18 protein-coding genes are annotated in these 17,419 nt (G+C 69.1%); 9 read left to right on the top strand and 9 right to left on the bottom strand.

Annotated elements, in window-relative coordinates:
- Positions 1-3: 3 nt before the first annotated feature.
- Positions 4-423, bottom strand: a complete 420-nt coding sequence (locus tag AC1PLR_RS18855) for a carboxymuconolactone decarboxylase family protein (protein WP_481101948.1) — start codon at positions 421-423, stop codon at positions 4-6.
- Positions 424-461: 38 nt separating this feature from the next.
- Positions 462-1,529, bottom strand: a complete 1,068-nt coding sequence (locus tag AC1PLR_RS18850) for an aldo/keto reductase (RefSeq protein WP_481101947.1) — start codon at positions 1,527-1,529, stop codon at positions 462-464.
- A gap of 145 nt (positions 1,530-1,674) precedes the next feature.
- Here AC1PLR_RS18850 and AC1PLR_RS18845 point away from each other — a divergent pair, with 145 nt between their 5' ends.
- Entirely contained in the window at positions 1,675-2,586 is a 912-nt protein-coding gene (locus AC1PLR_RS18845) for a LysR family transcriptional regulator (protein WP_420008063.1), read from the top strand.
- A gap of 187 nt (positions 2,587-2,773) precedes the next feature.
- Here AC1PLR_RS18845 and AC1PLR_RS18840 read toward each other — a convergent pair whose 3' ends face one another.
- Entirely contained in the window at positions 2,774-3,343 is a 570-nt protein-coding gene (locus AC1PLR_RS18840; protein WP_209031548.1) for a flavodoxin family protein, read from the bottom strand.
- Positions 3,344-3,451: 108 nt separating this feature from the next.
- Complete coding sequence (locus AC1PLR_RS18835; RefSeq protein WP_017909607.1) at positions 3,452-4,357, bottom strand: LysR family transcriptional regulator; 906 nt, start codon at positions 4,355-4,357, stop codon at positions 3,452-3,454.
- Positions 4,358-4,498: 141 nt separating this feature from the next.
- Between AC1PLR_RS18835 and AC1PLR_RS18830 the strand changes: the two genes are divergently transcribed.
- The 3 genes from AC1PLR_RS18830 to AC1PLR_RS18820 all read left to right on the top strand — a co-directional run bounded on the left by AC1PLR_RS18830 (position 4,499) and on the right by AC1PLR_RS18820 (position 8,512).
- Positions 4,499-5,305, top strand: coding sequence for a DODA-type extradiol aromatic ring-opening family dioxygenase (locus tag AC1PLR_RS18830; protein WP_148828025.1), 807 nt, complete (start codon positions 4,499-4,501; stop codon positions 5,303-5,305).
- Between the two features lie 94 nt (positions 5,306-5,399).
- Entirely contained in the window at positions 5,400-6,644 is a 1,245-nt protein-coding gene (locus AC1PLR_RS18825; RefSeq protein ID WP_043093429.1) for a putative DNA modification/repair radical SAM protein, read from the top strand.
- 425 nt (positions 6,645-7,069) lie between these two features.
- Complete coding sequence (locus AC1PLR_RS18820) at positions 7,070-8,512, top strand: UdgX family uracil-DNA binding protein (RefSeq protein WP_481101946.1); 1,443 nt, start codon at positions 7,070-7,072, stop codon at positions 8,510-8,512.
- A 123-nt stretch (positions 8,513-8,635) separates the two neighbouring features.
- Here the strand turns inward: AC1PLR_RS18820 and AC1PLR_RS18815 are convergent, their stop codons facing one another.
- The 3 genes from AC1PLR_RS18815 to AC1PLR_RS18805 all read right to left on the bottom strand — a co-directional run bounded on the left by AC1PLR_RS18815 (position 8,636) and on the right by AC1PLR_RS18805 (position 11,016).
- The gene (locus AC1PLR_RS18815) at positions 8,636-9,226 is read right to left on the bottom strand and encodes a fasciclin domain-containing protein (protein ID WP_017914789.1); all 591 of its coding nucleotides are present in this window, start codon (positions 9,224-9,226) and stop codon (positions 8,636-8,638) included.
- 255 nt (positions 9,227-9,481) lie between these two features.
- Positions 9,482-10,099, bottom strand: a complete 618-nt coding sequence (locus AC1PLR_RS18810; protein WP_267112715.1) for a pentapeptide repeat-containing protein — start codon at positions 10,097-10,099, stop codon at positions 9,482-9,484.
- A gap of 248 nt (positions 10,100-10,347) precedes the next feature.
- Complete coding sequence (locus AC1PLR_RS18805) at positions 10,348-11,016, bottom strand: class I SAM-dependent methyltransferase (protein WP_481101945.1); 669 nt, start codon at positions 11,014-11,016, stop codon at positions 10,348-10,350.
- Positions 11,017-11,181: 165 nt separating this feature from the next.
- On the opposite strand from AC1PLR_RS18805, the gene AC1PLR_RS18800 reads away from it, so the two are divergent.
- On the top strand, positions 11,182-12,819 hold the full coding sequence (locus AC1PLR_RS18800; protein ID WP_017907651.1) for a Na+/H+ antiporter: 1,638 nt from the start codon (positions 11,182-11,184) through the stop codon (positions 12,817-12,819).
- 194 nt (positions 12,820-13,013) lie between these two features.
- On the opposite strand, the gene AC1PLR_RS18795 is transcribed toward AC1PLR_RS18800, so the two are convergent.
- The gene (locus AC1PLR_RS18795; protein ID WP_481101944.1) at positions 13,014-13,493 is read right to left on the bottom strand and encodes an Lrp/AsnC family transcriptional regulator; all 480 of its coding nucleotides are present in this window, start codon (positions 13,491-13,493) and stop codon (positions 13,014-13,016) included.
- A gap of 111 nt (positions 13,494-13,604) precedes the next feature.
- On the opposite strand from AC1PLR_RS18795, the gene AC1PLR_RS18790 reads away from it, so the two are divergent.
- The 3 genes from AC1PLR_RS18790 to AC1PLR_RS18780 all read left to right on the top strand — a co-directional run bounded on the left by AC1PLR_RS18790 (position 13,605) and on the right by AC1PLR_RS18780 (position 16,401).
- A complete protein-coding gene (locus AC1PLR_RS18790; protein WP_481101943.1) occupies positions 13,605-14,534 on the top strand; it encodes a DMT family transporter in 930 nt (309 codons plus the stop codon).
- A 161-nt stretch (positions 14,535-14,695) separates the two neighbouring features.
- Entirely contained in the window at positions 14,696-15,643 is a 948-nt protein-coding gene (locus AC1PLR_RS18785; protein ID WP_010343637.1) for an ABC transporter ATP-binding protein, read from the top strand.
- Positions 15,640-16,401: an ABC transporter permease gene (locus tag AC1PLR_RS18780; protein WP_010343636.1), complete on the top strand. Its 762-nt coding sequence runs from the start codon at positions 15,640-15,642 to the stop codon at positions 16,399-16,401. The genes AC1PLR_RS18785 and AC1PLR_RS18780 overlap by 4 nt, the downstream gene beginning before the upstream one ends.
- Positions 16,402-16,479: 78 nt before the next feature.
- On the opposite strand, the gene AC1PLR_RS18775 is transcribed toward AC1PLR_RS18780, so the two are convergent.
- Entirely contained in the window at positions 16,480-16,722 is a 243-nt protein-coding gene (locus tag AC1PLR_RS18775; RefSeq protein ID WP_010343635.1) for a DUF3297 family protein, read from the bottom strand.
- Positions 16,723-16,868: 146 nt separating this feature from the next.
- Between AC1PLR_RS18775 and AC1PLR_RS18770 the strand changes: the two genes are divergently transcribed.
- Positions 16,869-17,408 carry a DUF6630 family protein gene (locus AC1PLR_RS18770; protein ID WP_481101942.1) on the top strand — a complete coding sequence of 180 codons (540 nt, stop codon included), beginning with the start codon at positions 16,869-16,871 and terminating at the stop codon, positions 17,406-17,408.
- Positions 17,409-17,419 lie beyond the last annotated feature (11 nt).

Here is a 17,419-nt window from a genome sequence, read left to right as displayed (position 1 = left end):
CGCTCAGGGTGAGGACGGGCCCAGCGTGCCGCGGGCGACGGACAGGGCGTTGAGCGCGGTGGGGAAGCCGACGTAGGCGTACAACTGGTCGAGCACGGCGAAGATCTCCGCACGGCTGGCGCCTGCCGCCTGCGCGGCGCGCAGGTGCAGGCGCAATTGCGGTTCCGCGTGGCCGAGGCTGGCCAGCACCGCCACCGTGACCAGTTCGCGGGTCCGCAGATTCAGCGCGCTGTCGGCGCGGTAGATCTCGGCGAAGGCGATGGCGGCGCCGCGGCCGCTCAGCGCGGTGTCCGAGTCGTCGGCCAGGGCGCGGATCGCCGCGCCCTGCTGCGGGCCCATCAGCGCGGCGATCTGCGCGATGCCGGCTGCTTCGGCCTCGGCCAGGGTCGTGCTGCCGGGCAATGCGTGCGCTGTAGCGGTCATGGAACGGTCCTCGTGTGTGAAGGAAGTGGTCGCCGCGCTCAGCGCGGCTGGATGCGGGTGCCGCCACTCAGCAACGCCTGCGGGTTGGGCGAGGCCAGGAAGTCGTGCGGGAAGCCCAGTTCGATCGCGCTGGCTGCATCCAGCCGCTGCAGCGCCTCGGCGTCCAGGTGCAGGGTGAGTGCGCCCAGGTTGTCCTGCAGTTGCGTCACGCTGCGTGCGCCGACGATCGGCATCGCCCCGCGCGCCAGCAGCCAGGCCAGCGCCACCTGCGCCGGCGAGCGCTGCAGCTCGGCGGCCAGTGCCACCACCGCCTCGGCCACCGCCAGCGCGTGCTCGTTGAACGTGCGTTGCGAATGCGCGACCTCGGCGCGGCCCACGCCATCGACCTGCGCGCCGCCCGAGGCGGCCGCACGCACCCGCGCCAGATCGGCGGCGCCGTACTTGCCGGTCAGCACGCCCATCGCCAGCGGCGACCAGGCCAGCACCGACATGCCCAGCGCCTCGGCCATCGGCACCAGTTCGCGCTCGACCGTGCGCTGCGCCAGCGAGTACTCGATCTGCAGGGCGACGAACGGCGTCCAGCCGCGCAGGTCGGCCAGGGTCTGCATGCGCGCCACCTGCCAGGCCGGGGTGTCGGAGATGCCGGCGTAGAGGATCTTGCCGGCACGCACCAGATCGTCGAAGCCGCGCATCACCTCGTCGATGCCGGTGGTGCCGTCCCAGGCATGCAGGTACAGCAGGTCCAGGTAATCGGTGCCCAGCCGCGCCAGGCTGGCGTCGACCGAGCGCAGCAGCGCCTTGCGGTGGTTGCCGCCACCGTTGGGGTCGCCGGGGAAGGGGTTGAGCGCGAACTTGCTGGCGATCACCAGGCGGTCGCGGCGGCCGGCGACGAAGCGGCCGAGCAGCGTCTCGGCGCTGCCGTTGGTGTAGATGTTGGCGGTGTCGAGGAAGTTGCCGCCGGCATCGACGTACAGGTCGAACAGGCGGCGCGCCTCGGCTTCGTCCGCGCCCCAGCCCCAGTCGGCGCCGAAGGTCATGGTGCCCAGGCACAGCGGGCTGACGCGAAGGCCGGAACGGCCGAGCAGGCGGTAATGGTCGAGGGCCATCGCGGCGATCTCCAGGTGAGGGTGCGGGGCACTGTAGGCGCCGCGGTGCCCTGGATAAATCCTGGTAATCCGCATGGGCTTTGAAGCTGTGCTACACAATGACCGGCGCCTGCCGCGTCCGTCCTTCCCTTGCTGCCCGCCCGCCATGCACCGTCCCTCGCCGCTGTCCGCCGTCGTCGCCTTCGTCCGCGTTGCCCACCATGGCAGCTTCACCCGCGCCGCGGCGGAGCTGGGCGTCTCGCCCTCGGCGCTGTCGCAGACGCTGCGCGCGCTGGAGGCGCAACTGGGCGCACGCCTGCTCAACCGCACCACCCGCCGGGTCGGCCTGAGCGAGCACGGCGAGCGCTTCCTGCAGCGGGTGGCGCCGGGCCTGGCGCAGATCGATGCGGCCTTCGCCGACCTGGATTTCCTGCGCGACCGGCCGGCCGGCACGCTGCGCATCAACCTGCCGCTGGTGGCCGCCGAGCAACTGGTGTGCCCGCACCTGCCGGCGTTCCTGGCGCGCTATCCGGAAGTCAGCGTCGAGCTGTATTCGGACCGGACCCTGGCCGACATCGTCGCCGGCGGCTTCGACGCCGGCATCCGCCTGGGCGAGAGCCTGGCGCGCGACATGATCGCGGTGCCGCTGGGGCCGCCGCAGCGGCAGACGGTGGTGGCCGCGCCCGCGTATTTCGCCGCGCACGGAGTACCGCACACGCCGGCCGAACTGGCGGCGCACGACTGCATCCGCTGGCGGCGCACCGACGGCCGCCTGCAGGCCTGGGAGTTCACCCGCGACGGCCACGATTTCCTGGTCGAAGTCAACGGGCGGCTGGTGGTCAACGACACCGCGGTCGGCCTGGACGCCGCGCGCCGCGGTCTGGGCCTGGGCCAGGCGTTCGAGTGGCAGGTGGCCGCCGACGTCGCCGCCGGCCGCCTGCAGCGGGTACTGGACGACTGGCACGCGCCGTTCGCCGGCTGGCACATCTACTACCCGGCGCGCGAACACCTGCCGCCGAAGCTGCGCGTGTTCATCGATCATCTGCGTGCGGCGCATGCAGTGGGTGGCACGACGTAGCGATGGCGCTGGCCGAGGGCTGGCGGGTGAAGTGGGATAGAGGGAACAGGCGGTGGTGCCGCAGCCGTGAGTGCTGCGTCGAGAAGCGCCCGACCGACAAGGCCGGGCGCCGAAGGGCAGTGCGTTGCCCAAGCACCGCTGCGTCGCGATGCAGGGTGCCGCCCTGCGCGGGCGGCACCGAGGGGGCTCAGCCCTTGAGCTTGGCCGCGAACTCGGCCACGCGCTTGCCGAGCAGGCGCGCGGTCTCCAGGTCGCCGCTGCGCGGCGCCTCGTCCGGCGAGGCGTCGGACGGCGAGATCGCCAGCGCGCCGCCGGAGCCGGCGGTCCAGTTCACGTCGTTCGGGCCGTGCGCCTTGGTGTTGGACGGCAGCAGGCCGGTGCCGACCCAGATCTGGCCGTGCTGCTGGGCCAGGGTCCAGAAATATTCGATGGTGGCGAACTTGTCGCCGTTGACCGAGGCCGAGTTGGTGAAGCCGGCGGCGATCTTGTCCTTCCAGGCCTGCGAGAACCACGGCTTGGAGCTGGCGTCGGCGAACTTCTTGAACTGCCAGGCCGGGCCGCCCATGTAGGTCGGGCTGCCGTAGACGATGGCGTCGGCCTGGCCGATGGCCTCCCAGGCGCCGTCGGGCAGGTTGCCGTCCTGGTCGATGCGGTACAGCGTGGCCTCGCCGACGCTGGCGGCGCCGGCGTGCACGGCCTCGGCCTGCTTGACGGTGTGGCCGTAGCCGCTGAAGTAGACGATCGCGATCTTGCTCATAAGCGGACTCCTGAGGGTGAGGGGGAAAAGCGCGGGCATTGTGCGCATGCGCGGCCGCCGCGATCAGCGCCACCGGCGGGATGTTGTGTCCGGTCCGCGCGCCGCGGTTCAGCTCTCGGCCGGGGAGCGCATCGTGCGGTCGATGCCCACTTCGACCAGGTAGTCGATGAAGCTGCGCACCTTCGGCGCCAGGTGGCTGCGGCTGGCGTACACCGCGTAGACGCCGATCGGCCCGATCTCATGGTCGGGCAGCACCCGCACCAGGCGGCCGTCCTCCAGCGCCGCTTCGGCCATGAAGTCCGGTTGCACGGTGACGCCCATGCCGGCGATGGCCGCCTCGCGCAGCACGTCGCCGCAGTTGGCGCGCAGGGTGCCGGCCACCCGCACCTGGGTCGCGCCGTCGGGGCCGTGCAGGGTCAGGTCGTCCTGCACGTAGCTGTAACTGAGGAAGGCGTGGCCGGCGAGGTCGGCGGCCAGCTGCGGGGTGCCGGCACGCGCCAGGTAGTCCGGCGACGCGCACAGGAACGCCTGCACTTCGCCGAGCTTGCGCGCGATCAAGGTGGGCGCCACCTGGCGGGTGATGCGGATCGCCAGGTCGTAGCCTTCCTCGACGATGTCCACCAGGCGGTCGGACAGCGACAGATCGAGGGCGACCTGCGGATAGCGCGCGCTGTAGCCGGCCAGGCGCGGGCCCAGCCGGGCGACGCTGAAACTGAACGGTGCGTTGATCCGCAGCGTGCCGGAGGGCGTCAGCGCCTGCTCGCCGACCGCCGCCTCCATGTCGTCGAACTCGGCCAGCAGCAACTGGCAGCGCTGGTAATACGCCGCGCCGACACTGCTCGGGCTGACCCGGCGGGTGGTGCGGTTGAGCAGGCGCGAACCCAGGCGCTGTTCCAGCCACGCCACCTGGCGGGTGACGCTGGCGGTGGAAATGCCCAGCGCGTCGGCGGCGGCGTTGAAGCCGTTGCGGTCGACCACGGCGACAAAGACCCGCATCGCCTCCAGCGTGTCCATTGTTTCGGTTCCTGAAATGGATCGTCGGCGGCAGGGTAATTTATTCCCGCAGATGGCGGAAATACCCTGGTCGCCTGCACGAACGCCCGGCGTTGGCCGCGCGCGCCACCGTGCCGCCCCCCCACTGCGTGGAGACCTGCCATGGCGCGTTTGCCTTCCCTGTACATCTCGCACGGTTCGCCGATGACCGCGCTGCAGCCCGGCCTGGTCGGCACGCGGCTGGCCGAACTGGCGGCGACGCTGCCGCGACCGCGCGCCATCGTGCTGGCCTCGGCGCACTGGCTGGGCCGGCGGCCGCTGGTCGGCGCCGCGGCGCAGCCGCAGACCATCCACGACTTCGGCGGCTTCCCGCAGGCGCTGTACGCGATGCAGTACCCGGCGCCGGGTGCGCCGGCCGTGGCCCAGCAGGTCGCCGAGCTGTTGGCGCAGGCCGGGCTGGCGCCGGTGCTGGACGAGCGTCGCGGGCTGGACCACGGCGTGTGGGTGCCGCTGTCGCTGCTGTACCCGCAGGCCGACATCCCGGTGGTGCCGCTGTCGATCCAGCCGGAACTCGGGCCGGAGCACCACCTGGCGCTGGGCCGCGCACTGGCGCCGCTGCGCGAGGACGGCGTGCTGGTGATCGGCTCGGGCAGCATCACCCACAACCTGCACGACTTCGGCCGCTACGCCGAGGGCAAGGAAGTGCCCTACGTGCGTCCGTTCATCGAATGGACCGAGCAGGCGTTGCGCCGCGACGACGTGCCGGCGATGCTCGACTACCGCCGGCAGGCGCCGTTCGCCGAGCGCGCGCATCCCACCGACGAGCACTGGCTGCCGATCTACGTGGCGATGGGTGCGGCCGGCGCGGATGGGCTGGGCGCGCAGCGCATCGATGCGGGGATCGACGCCGGCCTGCTGGCGATGGACATCTACCGCTTCGACGGCGCCGCGGCGCGCGTGGCGGCCTGAACGCCGGGAGATCGACCTGAGCGATTCATCGCGGTGAAGGCCGCAGCGCATCCGCGTCTCACCGTTTGAGACGCGGACCCGGCATCGTCGGCCGGTGAATACCCTCGAAAAACTCGCCGTGCTCGCCGACGCGGCCAAGTACGACGCGTCCTGCGCCTCCAGCGGCGCCGACAAGCGCCATTCCCTGCGCAGCGGCGGCATCGGCAGCACCGAGGGCATGGGCATCTGCCATTCGTACACGCCCGACGGGCGCTGCGTGTCGTTGCTGAAGATCCTGCTGACCAACTTCTGCGTGTTCGACTGCGCGTACTGCGTCAACCGCGTGTCCAGCAACGTGCGCCGCGCGCGCTTCACCCCGGCCGAAGTGGTCAAGCTGACCCTGGATTTCTACAAGCGCAACTACATCGAAGGCCTGTTCCTCTCCAGCGGCATCATCCGCAACAGCGACTACACCATGGAGCAACTGGTGGAAGTGGCGCGGCAACTGCGCGAGGAGCACCGCTTCGCCGGCTACATCCATCTCAAGACCATTCCCGACGCGGCGCCGGAGCTGCTCGCCGCCGCCGGCCGTTACGCCGACCGGCTCAGCATCAACGTGGAACTGCCAACCGAGCGCGGCCTGGCGCAACTGGCGCCGGAGAAGAACGTCGGCGGCATCCGTGCGGCGATGGGCGAGCTGCGCTGGCGCATCGAGGAGAGCAAGGAGGCGCGCAAGGCCGAGGCGCGGGTGCGCGCCAAGCCGCCGCGTTTCGCCCCGGCCGGACAGAGCACGCAGATGATCGTCGGCGCCGACGGCGCGGACGATCGCGCGATCCTGCACACCAGCCACAATCTCTACGGCAACTATCGCCTGCGCCGGGTCTACTACTCCGCGTTCAGCCCGATTCCCGACGCCTCCAGCAAGCTGCCGCTGCAGGCGCCGCCGTTGCAGCGCGAGCACCGCCTGTACCAGGCCGACTGGCTGCTGCGGTTCTACGACTTCTCGGTGGAGGAGATTGCCCCGCCCACCACCAGCGGCATGCTCGATCTGGACGTGGACCCCAAGCTGGCGTGGGCGCTGCGCAACCCGGAGCGATTCCCGGTGGATCTCAATACCGCCGCGCGCGAACTGTTGTTGCGCGTGCCGGGGCTGGGCACCCGCAACGTCGAGCGCTTGCTGCTGGCGCGGCGGCATGCGCGGCTGCGGGTCGAGGATCTGGCGCGGCTGCGGGTGCCGCTGAAGAAGTTGCTGCCGTTCGTCAGTGTGCTGGACCACCATCCGCGGCAGCGGCTGGACGATCCGCAGCGGCTGCGTGCGCAACTGGCGCCGGCGCCGCGGCAGGGGGGCTTGTTTGATTGACGCGGTGGGGTGGGGTGTTGCCATGCCTGCTGCAACGGCAGCTGCAACAGCAACATCAAAGGCTTTCGCGCCTACGGGCGCGAGTGACTTTTGTCTTGGCAAAAGTCACCAAAACCGCTCCCGCCTGACACGAGCCGGTGCGATACGGCCGCACCGGTCCCCTGCGCTCCTCGCGGCGAGCGGCACGGCGCCCAAACTCGCTTCGCTCAAACAAGGGCGCCTCTTCGGCCGCTCGCCACTCCGGTGCTCGGCTCGCTTTAAGGCGGGAAGTTTTAAACGCAACATCACGAGCAACAGCAACAGCAACAGCAACAGCAACAGCAACAGCAACATCTGCACGCGCGGCGATGGTTGCGGATGCTGTGTTGGCGGTTGTGTTGCTGTGTTCTGCATTCGTTTTGGTGAGCTGATGCGTGGAGCGGGGCATGTTCCAGGCTGAGGTGGCGCCGCCGTGGAGCCTGGAGGCGTGGCGGGCGGTGGCGCGGGCGGCGTGGTGCGCGCAGGTGGCGCCGGAGACGCTGGCGTGGGACGGCGATGCGCAGGGCGGGCTGCTCGCCGGGACCGACGTCGCCACGCTGTCGGCGCAGGTGCCGCCGCCGCGGGTGTCGGCCGAGTTCCTGGCGCTGGCCGGTGCGGTGCTGTGCCATCGCGATCCACAGCGGCATGCGCTGCTGTACCGCCTGCTGTGGCGCATCGCCGGCGGCGAGCGCGCGCTGCTGCAGCGGGTCACCGATGCCGACGTGCACCGCGCCCAGCAATGGGCGCAGGCGGTGCGCCGCGACAGCCACAAGATGAAGGCGTTCGTGCGCTTCCGCGAGGTGCCGGGCGAGCAGGAGGCCTACATCGCCTGGTTCGAGCCGGAGCACCACATCGTCGATCGGGTGGCGCCGTTCTTCGCGCGGCGCTTCGCCGGGATGCGCTGGGCGATCCTCACTCCGTACCGCAGCGTGCGCTGGGACGGCGAGACGCTGCAGTTCGGCGCGGGCGCCCAGCGCGCCGATGCGCCGGCCGACGATGCGCAAGACACGCTGTGGCGCACCTACTACGCCAACATCTTCAATCCGGCGCGGCTCAACCCGACGATGATGCGCCAGGAGATGCCGCAGAAATACTGGAAGCACCTGTCGGAAGCGCAACTGCTGCCCACGCTGATCCGCGACGCCGGGCAGCGCGTGCGCGAGATGGCCGAGCGCGCGCCCGAGCCGGTGCGGCGGCGCATTCCCGCGCCGGCACCGGCGCCGGTGGTGGCCGCCGACGACAGCCTCGACGCGCTGCGCGCGGCGGCGCGCGACTGCCGCCGCTGTCCGCTGTGGCAGCCGGCGACCCAGACCGTGTTCGGCGAAGGTCCGCAGGATGCCGCGGTGATGGTGGTGGGCGAGCAGCCCGGCGACGAGGAGGACCTGAGCGGGCGTCCCTTCGTCGGCCCGGCCGGGCGCCTGTTCGATCGCGCGCTGCAGGAACTGGGCGTCGAACGTGCAGGCCTGTACGTCACCAACGCGGTCAAGCATTTTCGTTTCGAGCAGCGCGGCAAGGCGCGGCTGCACCGCAATCCCGAGCGCGCCCATGTCGAGGCCTGCCGGATGTGGCTGGCCGGCGAACTGGCGCGGGTGCGCCCGCGCATCGTGCTGTGCCTGGGCGCGACCGCGGCGCACGCGGTGCTGGGCAGCGGCTTCAAGCTGATGGCCCAGCGCGGGCAATGGCAGATGCTGGACGACGGCACCCGCGCGCTGGCCACCGTGCATCCGTCGTGGGTGCTGCGCCAGCGTGGCGGCGAGGCAGGCGAGGCCGCCTATCACGGCTTCGTGCGCGACTTGCGCGCATTGGCGGAGCAGGTGCCGATGCTGCACGCAGGCGGTGCTGGCGACTGAGGGTTCGTGCGCGTGGTCCGGTCGTTGTCGGCGTGGCGAGCGATCGCCGTTGGCTGAATGGGCGTGCAAAACGGGGACGGCCGTAGCCGCCCCCGCGATGCCAATGCACCCCCCGACGCGTGCTTACGGCATCAAAACCTTGTCCACCACATGGATCACGCCGTTGCTCTGCATCACGTCGGCGGTGGTGACATGCGCGGTATTGCCCTTGCTGTCAGTGAGGGTGACCTTGCCGCCGCGGGCCTTGGCGATCAGCGTTTCGCCCTGCACGGTGGTCAGCTTGGCACTGCCGCCGCCGGCCTTGATCTGCGCCAGCAATGCCGCCGCGTCGAGCTTGCCCGGGACCACGTGGTAGGTCAGTACCTGGGTCAGCTTTTCCTTGTTCTCCGGCTTGAGCAGGGTGTCCACCGTGCCGGCCGGCAGCGCGGCGAAGGCGGCATTGGTCGGCGCGAACACCGTGAACGGGCCGGCGCCCTTCAACGTGTCCACCAGACCGGCAGCCTTGACCGCGGCGACCAGGGTGGTGTGATCCTTGGAGTTGACCGCGTTGTCGATGATGTCCTTGGTGGCGTACATCGGCGCGCCGCCGACCATCGGATTCGGCTTGGCTTCGCTCATCGCGGCGTGGTCGTGCATCGCGGCCTGGCTGGGGGCGGCCATGGCGGGCAGGGAGACGAGGCCGGCGAGGGCCAGGGACAGCAAGTGGATCTTCATGGGCTTGCTCCTTGAAAGGGATGCCCGGCCAGTTGGCCGTGCACCTGTCTTTACGCGGCCTGCGCCGGCGCGGTTGCATCACGCCATCCAGATAATGATGAACAGGGGGGGCTGGCGGGTACCGTCGCTCGCATCCAGGGCGGCTCAGGCGAGCGCACTGTCGCGCTGTGGTACAGCCGCAAGGCCGGGCAGCGCTGCGGCGAATGGTCTACCCGAGTGCAGGTAGTGCGTCATTGTCGGCCTGCATCGATGAGATCACCGACACTGAGAAGGGATGTCCATATCCTCGAATTGGGCTGCCAGTGGCAGGACGCCAGCCTCAAACCTGGCGCCACGCAAGTCGCATTTCTTGAATTTCGCATCGGCAAAGATGCAGTTGATGAATGTGGATGCTCTGAATTCGACTCTGTCAAAGACAGCGCCGGTAAAATCGCAGTCCATGAATTTTACCCGGCGGCCGCCGTACTCCACTCCGCAAGATCCACCGGAAAACCTGGCTTTGACGAAATCGGTTTTTTCGCAGATCGCATCATCCATGTTGATCGCAAGCTTGCTTTTTGAAAAGTTGCAGTTTTTTATTTCCGATCTGCACAAAAGGGCTCCGTTCAAGCTGGCACTTTCGAAGCTGACATTCATGAAGAAACTATCGTTCGCACTTCCGGATATTTTCGAGTAAGACAGATCGGTGTTGCTGATTCTCGATTCGAAGAGATTTGCGGCTTTTAACTGCTCCAGGATGGCAGATGGGCCGATGCTGATGCCGGAAAGATCAGCGTCGCGAATGATCGGCCGTCCAGCCGCGATCGAATCGATGCTGTCGATGATGCTGGCCAGATATTCATGGTTTCGCCATTTGGCGGTTGTGTTTTTCATGGGTGGCCGCCTCGGCGATGAGTTGGCGGCATGATATCTGCCATGCCGTTATGGTTGAGCGCGGCTGCAGCTTCGGACGCGCCGCGACGTCCGCACCCTGAGTGGCTGTCGGGCTCAGGGTCCAGGATCGATGATCGGTGTGTCGGAAATGTTTGTCCTGTTGGTTGGCCGGGATCATCCCGGCAATGCCGTTCTCGGAACGCCGCTTTGCGCTGCCGGCACGCGCTGGAGGACCAAGGCACTTCGGCTCAGCGGCGTTGCAGCACGTAGCTGTTCTCGAAGCCGTGGGCGCAGCCGAGCACATGGAAGTCGCCGAAGTAGCCGGCGGCGCGCAGCAGGTCCACCGCGGGACCGACCTCCGGCGAGTATTCCCAGTCGCCGTAGTCGTCGAACACCACGAACCCGCCGGACACCACGCTTGGTCCGTACAGCAGGAAATCCAGCAGCACGTTGCGCCCGGTGTGGCCGCCGTCGATGTGCAACAGCGCCACCTTCGGCTCCATGGCGTAGAAATGTTCGGCGCAGAATTCGGAATAGCCGCGGATGAAGCGCGCATTGGGCAGCAACTGCTGCCGATAGTGGTTGAACTCCTCGAACTGGTTCGGCAGCGCGAACGGATCCATGCCGATCACCCGGCGCTGGCGGCCAGACACCTCGTTCATCAGCACCAGCGACTTGCCCTTCCACACCCCGATCTCCACCAGATCGCCCGGCACGCCCTCCAGCAGCAGGCACAGATAACCCAGCAGCCGCACGTGATCGTGGAAGGACAGCTCGCGCCGCTCCATCGCGTGCTCGGCCGGCAGGCCGACCTGGGCCTGCACGAAGTGCTCGCCGATCAGCTCCCAGATCCGCGGAATGCTGCCTTCCGCCGCGTGTTCGTCGATGAAGCGGTTGAGTTCCTGGATGGTGAGCATGCGGTCTCCGGCGGAAAGGCGCCGGTGTCCGCCACCGGCTCTGCCGCCGGATAGTAGCCTGGACGCCGCCCGCCCCACTGGACATCGCCGCCGCGGTGCGCTTTGCTTGCAGGCTCCCCCATTCATGGGCGGCGCCGCCGGCGTGGCGCCGCCGTCCGGACGAGCATGCATTCGATCGAAGTGGTCTTGGCGATGTTGCTGGCGGTGGTGGCCAGTGGCTACCTCGTGCGTGTCCTGCCGTTCTCGCTGCCGTTGCCGCTGGTGCAGATCGGCCTGGGCGCGATCATCGCCGGCGTGTTCAAGAAGGGCTATGCGCTGGAGCCGGAGCTGTTCTTCCTGCTGTTCCTGCCGCCGCTGCTGTTCCTGGACGGCTGGCGCATCCCCAAGCAGGGCCTGTTCCGCGACAAGGGCGTGATCCTGGAGCTGGCGCTGGGCCTGGTGGTGTTCACCGTCATCGGCGCCGGCTTCCTGATCCACTGGATGATCCCGACCATGCCGCTGGCGGTGGCGTTCGCGCTGGCCGCGGTGGTGTCGCCCACCGATCCGATCGCGGTGTCCTCGATCGCCGCACGCGCGCCGATCCCCAAGCGGCTGATGCACATCCTGGAAGGCGAGTCGCTGCTCAACGACGCCTCCGGCCTGGTCTGCTTCCAGTTCGCGGTGGCCGCGGCGATCACCGGCACGTTCTCGCTGGCCGACGCCTCGCTGACCTTCCTGTGGGTGGCGCTGGTTGGCGTGGCCGCCGGCATCGCGGTGGTGGTCGGCACCAGCCTGGCGCAGCGCTGGGTGTGGCGCCAGGTCGGCGAGGAGCCGGGCGCGGCGATCCTGGTCAACCTGTTGCTGCCGTTCGCCGCCTACCTGCTGGCCGAGGCGATCAACGCCTCCGGCATCCTCGCTGCGGTCGCCGCCGGCATCGCCATGAGCTACGTGGAGCTGAGCGGCCGCGCCCCGGGCAGCATGCGCGTACAGCGCTCGGCGGTGTGGGACATGGTGCAGTTCACCCTCAACGGCATCATGTTCGTGCTGCTCGGCGAGCAGTTGCCCGGCATCGTGCAGGGCGCCATGCACAACATGGACGAAGCCGGCCACCTGGACCCGTGGTGGCTGCCCGCCTATGCGCTGGCGATCTACGTCGGCCTGCTGTTGCTGCGCTTCCTGTGGGTGTGGCTGTCGCTGCGCTGGACCCTGCTCAAGGCGCGCCGTCGCGGCGAGGACCGGCAGAGCCCGCCGTGGCGGATCGTGGTGGCGACCTCGCTGGCCGGCGTGCGCGGCGCGATCACCCTGGCCGGCGTGCTGACCCTGCCGCTGGCCCTGCCCGGCGGCGCCGCGTTCCCGGCGCGCGACCTGGCGATCTTCCTGGCCAGCGCGGTGATCGTCACCTCGCTGCTGGTCGCCAGCATCGGTCTGCCGCGGTTGCTGCGCGGCCTGGAGTTGCCGGAAGAGCCGACCGATCGCCTGGAGGAAGACCTGGCCCGCCGCGAGTCTTCGCGCGCGGCGCTGGCGGCGGTGGAGAAGCTGCGCCAGCGCCTGGTGCAGGACAGCGAGCACGCCGACCTGTACAACGAGGCCGCCAACCGGGTCAGCGCGCTGTACCAGCGCCATCTCGACCACGGCGAGGCGATGGAGAGCGATCCGGAGGAGGCGCGGCGGCTGGATGCGGTGCTGCGCCAGCTGCGCCATGCCGGCCTGCAGGCCGAACGCCAGGAACTGTTCAAGCTGACCCGCCAGCGCAAGATCTCCGACGAGATCGCGCGCCGGCTGATCCGCAACCTGGATCTGCTGGAGGCGCGGCGCAAGAGTTGATGAGGGCCGGGATTGGGGAGTCGGGATTTGGGATTCGTGAAAGCGGGGACCTGGCGCCGTTTTGGGCTCGACGCGATGCCGCTTTCGGCGCGCGCCGGTCCACTGTTCTTCGCTTTCTGCCCGCCATGGGCGCACTCCGCCTGCGCCATTGGCGCTGCGTGGTCTGTTGCAAGCCGCGTGGCTAGCGCATCGCGCTAGGCGTCCTCGGCCAGCGGCGGCAGCCGTCGGGGAACCGGGGTCGATTTCACGATCGCGGTATTGGTTTCGGCGCGATCGGTGACTTTCGCCAGGATGCTGTCCAGGTGCGCGATGGTGCGCAGGTACAGCCGGCAGATGAAGCAGTCTTCGCCGGTCACCTTGTCGCACTCGACGAACTCCGGGATGCGCTGCAGCAGTTCCTCCACCAGGTGCAACTGCCCCGGCAGCGGTTTGACCCGCACGATCGCCTGCAAGGTGTAGCCAAGCGCGCGTGGGTCGAGTTCGACCGTGAACCCGGCGATCACGCCCTGCTGCTGCAGCCGGCGCACGCGGTCGGCGGTGGCGGGCGCCGACAGGCCGATCTGCCGGGCCAGTTCGCTGGTCGCCATGCGCGCGTCCTGCGCCAGGGCGGCCAGGATGGCGCGGTCGATCGCATCGAGCGTGGTAGCAATTGGGGCGGAAAGGCGATTTTGCATGATGACCTTTTTTTAAAAGGGAAGTGCTGCATCCTTCCTAAGTTTATGCATGTCTTCGAGCGGTTGTGGTTCCTACAATGACGACCATTCGCAGCATTGCAAGGAACCGGGATGGCGTCCAACGAAATTCGCCGGGGGGCGGCCGAGATGGTCGTGGCCATGCTCATGTCCGGCACGATCGGTTGGCTGGTGGTGTCGTCGGGGCAGTCGCCGTTCAACGTGGTGTTCTTCCGCTGCCTGTTCGGCGCCGCCACGTTGCTCATCGTCTGCGCAGCACTGGGCCTGTTGCGGCGCAAGGCGTTTTCGCCGCGGATGCTGGCGCTGATGTTGCTCGGCGGGGTGGCGATCGTGGCGAACTGGCTGCTGTTGTTCGCCGCCTATGGTCGCGCCTCGATCTCGATGGCCACTGCGGTCTACAACACGCAGCCGTTCATGCTGGTCGGGCTGGGCGCGCTCGTGTTCCGCGAGCGCATCAGCGCCTCGACCGTGGCGTGGCTGGCGGTGGCCTTCGTCGGGCTGGTGGGGGTGGTGCGCATCGCCCCGGCGGTGCTCGCAGTACCGGGGGAGTATCTGCAGGGCGTCGCCCTGGCGCTCGGCGCGGCGTTTCTGTACGCGGTGTCGTCGCTCGTGACCAAGCACCTGAAAGGCACGCCGCCGCACCTGCTCGCGCTGCTGCAACTGGGCATCGGCATCGTGTTGCTGGCGCCGTTCGTGCATTTCGACGCCTTGCCGGCCCGCCCCGGCCAGTGGCTGGATCTGGTCGTGCTCGGCGTGGTCAACACCGGGGTGATGTACGTGCTGCTGTACGGCGCCATCCAGAAACTGCCTACCGCGATGATCGGCGCGTTGTCGTTCATCTACCCGGTGGTGGCGATCGCGGTCGATCGCATCGCCTTCGGGCAATCGCTGGCGTGGACGCAGGTGCTCGGGGCGTTGCTGATCCTGCTGGCGGCGGCCGGGGTCAACTTCGGCTGGCGCGTGTGGCCGTGGCCGCGCGCGGCGCGGGCGCCTGCCAGCGGGCTCAAGACCGGCGAGCGCTAGTCCACGGCGCCACGGCGGCGTCGCTCGGCGGTTGCGGACCCTGGCTGGCGCACTGTCCCGCATCCGGGAGAGTGCTTCCGCCGGATCGGGATTTATCCATCACGATCGGGCTTCTACCCTGGGGGCCGTTTCCGCAGCCGCCGCGCGCCCAGGGAGTTCCCGTGTCGCCGATCATTTCCGTGCAACAGCTCACCAAGACCTACGCCGGGGGCTTCCAGGCGCTCAAGGGCATCGACCTGGAGATCCGCCGCGGCGAGATCTTCGCCCTGCTCGGCCCCAACGGCGCCGGCAAGACCACGCTGATCAGCATCATCTGCGGCCTGGTCACCCCCAGCAGCGGCCGGGTGCTGGCCGATGGCCACGACATCGTGCGCGACTACCGCGCCGCGCGCGCCAAGATCGGCCTGGTGCCGCAGGAGCTGGCCACCGATGCGTTCGAGACGGTGTGGGCGACGGTGCGCTTCAGCCGCGGCCTGTTCGGCAAGCCGCGCGACGACGCCCACCTGGAGCGGGTGCTGCGCGAACTGTCGCTGTGGGACAAGCGCGACAGCCGCATCTCCACCCTGTCCGGCGGGATGAAGCGGCGCGTGCTGATCGCCAAGGCGCTGGCCCACGAGCCATCCATCCTGTTCCTGGACGAACCCACCGCCGGCGTCGACGTGGAGTTGCGCCACGACATGTGGCAGATGGTGCGGCGCCTGCGCGAGCAGGGCACCACCATCATCCTGACCACCCACTACATCGAGGAGGCCGAGGACATGGCCGACCGCGTCGGCGTGGTCAATCGCGGCGAACTGGTGCTGGTGGAGGACAAGCGCACGCTGATGCGCAAGCTCGGCAAGAAGCAGCTGGCGCTGACCCTGCAGGCGCCGTTGACGAGGGTGCCGGCGGCGCTGGCGACGCAGCCGCTGGAGCTGTCCGCCGACGGCGCGACGCTGACCTACACCTACGACGCGCAGGCCGAGCAGACCGGCATCGGCGCGCTGCTGCGGCAACTGGAGGCGCAAGGCGTGGAGATCAAGGACCTGCAGTCCAGCGAGAGTTCGCTGGAGGAGATCTTCGTCAACCTGGTGCGGCCGGCGTCGGCCGCGGCGGAGGTGCGCGCATGAACCTGCACGCGATCGCCGCGATCTACCGCTTCGAGATGGCGCGCACCTTCCGCACGCTGACCCAGTCCATCGCCTCGCCGGTGCTGTCGACCTCGCTGTACTTCGTGGTGTTCGGCGCGGCGATCGGCTCGCGCATGGGCGACATCGACGGCATCCGCTACGGCGCCTACATCATCCCCGGGCTGGTGATGCTGTCGCTGCTCAGCGAAAGCATCTCCAACGCCTCCTTCGGCATCTACATGCCGCGCTGGGCCGGCACCATCTACGAGGTGCTGTCGGCGCCGGTGGCGTGGTGGGAGGTGGTGATCGGCTATGTCGGCGCGGCGGCGAGCAAGTCGGTGCTGCTGGGCCTGCTGATCCTGCTCACCGCGCGTGCCTTCGTGCCGTACGAGATCGCGCATCCGCTGTGGATGTTCGGTTTCCTGGTGCTGACCGCGCTGACCTTCAGCCTGTTCGGCTTCATCATCGGCGTGTGGGCCGACGGCTTCGAGAAGCTGCAGGTGATTCCGCTGATGGTGATCACGCCGCTGACCTTCCTCGGCGGCAGTTTCTACTCGATCAACATGCTGCCGCCGCTGTGGCAGAAGATCAGCCTGTTCAACCCGGTGGTGTACCTGATCAGCGGCTTCCGCTGGGCGTTCTACGGCAAGGCCGACGTGCACATCGCGACCAGCCTGGGCATGACCCTGGCGTTCCTGGCGCTGTGCCTGGGCGTGGTCTGGGCAATCTTCCGCAGCGGCTACCGGCTCAAGCCCTGAGCGCGGCCCAAGGGTCGCGCCGCGTGTGGCCGCGCGTCGCAACGTGCCGGCGGGCGTTGTGCCTGCCGGCGCTCGCGCTTACTTGGCGTCGAGCCAGAACGCCTCGACCGTGCCCTTGACCTTCATGGTCATCGGGTTGCCGCGGCGGTCGCGCGCCTTGCCGACCTGCACGCGGATCCAGCCTTCGCTGATCGAGTACTCCTCGACGTTGTCGCGCTCCACGCCGTTGAAACGGATGCCGACGCCGCGCGACAGCGTCTCGGCATCGTGGAACGGGCTCTGCGGGCTGACCGCCAGGCGGTCGGGGGGCGTGTCGGACATCGTGGTGGCTTCGCGTGACGGCGGACAGCGCCGTCTTCCGGGCTGCGAAGGATAAACGCCCGCGGCGCCGTTGCCGAGTTCCGCGCTTCCGTCGCCGCGCCGGGCGCGGCACACTGGCGCTCCCCCGTGCTGCCCGATGCGCCGCCATGCCCGACAACAGCGCCGACTACGACGATCCCGACGACCTGTTCGACGACGACGACGATCCGGACACCCAGCAGGGCCTGATCTGGAACCTGCTGCTGCTGATCAATCCCGGCGACGAGGAAAGCGCGCTGCGCCAGTTCGACGCCTACCGCGAGGCCGCCGGTGAGGCCGAGCGCGAGGACGCGGACTGGCTGTGGACGCTGAAGGACGCGATCGACTGGCGGGCGGGCTTCTACGTCGACGGCCACGACCGCGAGGCGCTGATCGGTGCGATCGACGAACTGGCCGCGCGCTGGAACCTGCGCATCGACTGGGGCGGGGACATCGACGATGCCGATTTCCTCGAGGACCACGACAGCGCCTCGCTGCTGGCGGTGGCCTACGACCGCCTGCGCGAGCACGGCTACAGCATCTGGTGCTGGGACGCCGGCAGCGAGATCCGCGCCGGCTGGATGGCGCTCAGCCGCGACGACCAGGACATGCAGCGCCTGGCCGCGATCCTGGGCATCGATCTGCGCCCGGGCAGCGATCCGTTCTAGGCAGACGTCAG

The organism is Xanthomonas sp. NCPPB 3570, assembly GCF_056725115.1.
This window is presented reverse-complemented; position numbering and strand designations above follow the sequence as displayed.

What these genes read in the sequence shown, in the direction of transcription:
- AC1PLR_RS18770 (WP_481101942.1), top strand. Translation starts at nt 16,869, where the DNA reads ATGCCCGACAACAGCGCCGACTACGACGATCCCGACGACCTGTTCGAC.
- AC1PLR_RS18850 (WP_481101947.1), bottom strand. Translation starts at nt 1,529, where the DNA reads ATGGCCCTCGACCATTACCGCCTGCTCGGCCGTTCCGGCCTTCGCGTC.
- AC1PLR_RS18775 (WP_010343635.1), bottom strand. Translation starts at nt 16,722, where the DNA reads ATGTCCGACACGCCCCCCGACCGCCTGGCGGTCAGCCCGCAGAGCCCG.
- AC1PLR_RS18805 (WP_481101945.1), bottom strand. Translation starts at nt 11,016, where the DNA reads ATGCTCACCATCCAGGAACTCAACCGCTTCATCGACGAACACGCGGCG.
- AC1PLR_RS18830 (WP_148828025.1), top strand. Translation starts at nt 4,499, where the DNA reads ATGGCGCGTTTGCCTTCCCTGTACATCTCGCACGGTTCGCCGATGACC.
- AC1PLR_RS18790 (WP_481101943.1), top strand. Translation starts at nt 13,605, where the DNA reads ATGGCGTCCAACGAAATTCGCCGGGGGGCGGCCGAGATGGTCGTGGCC.
- AC1PLR_RS18780 (WP_010343636.1), top strand. Translation starts at nt 15,640, where the DNA reads ATGAACCTGCACGCGATCGCCGCGATCTACCGCTTCGAGATGGCGCGC.
- AC1PLR_RS18820 (WP_481101946.1), top strand. Translation starts at nt 7,070, where the DNA reads ATGTTCCAGGCTGAGGTGGCGCCGCCGTGGAGCCTGGAGGCGTGGCGG.
- AC1PLR_RS18845 (WP_420008063.1), top strand. Translation starts at nt 1,675, where the DNA reads ATGCACCGTCCCTCGCCGCTGTCCGCCGTCGTCGCCTTCGTCCGCGTT.
- AC1PLR_RS18815 (WP_017914789.1), bottom strand. Translation starts at nt 9,226, where the DNA reads ATGAAGATCCACTTGCTGTCCCTGGCCCTCGCCGGCCTCGTCTCCCTG.
- AC1PLR_RS18855 (WP_481101948.1), bottom strand. Translation starts at nt 423, where the DNA reads ATGACCGCTACAGCGCACGCATTGCCCGGCAGCACGACCCTGGCCGAG.
- AC1PLR_RS18840 (WP_209031548.1), bottom strand. Translation starts at nt 3,343, where the DNA reads ATGAGCAAGATCGCGATCGTCTACTTCAGCGGCTACGGCCACACCGTC.
- AC1PLR_RS18800 (WP_017907651.1), top strand. Translation starts at nt 11,182, where the DNA reads ATGCATTCGATCGAAGTGGTCTTGGCGATGTTGCTGGCGGTGGTGGCC.
- AC1PLR_RS18810 (WP_267112715.1), bottom strand. Translation starts at nt 10,099, where the DNA reads ATGAAAAACACAACCGCCAAATGGCGAAACCATGAATATCTGGCCAGC.
- AC1PLR_RS18795 (WP_481101944.1), bottom strand. Translation starts at nt 13,493, where the DNA reads ATGCAAAATCGCCTTTCCGCCCCAATTGCTACCACGCTCGATGCGATC.
- AC1PLR_RS18835 (WP_017909607.1), bottom strand. Translation starts at nt 4,357, where the DNA reads ATGGACACGCTGGAGGCGATGCGGGTCTTTGTCGCCGTGGTCGACCGC.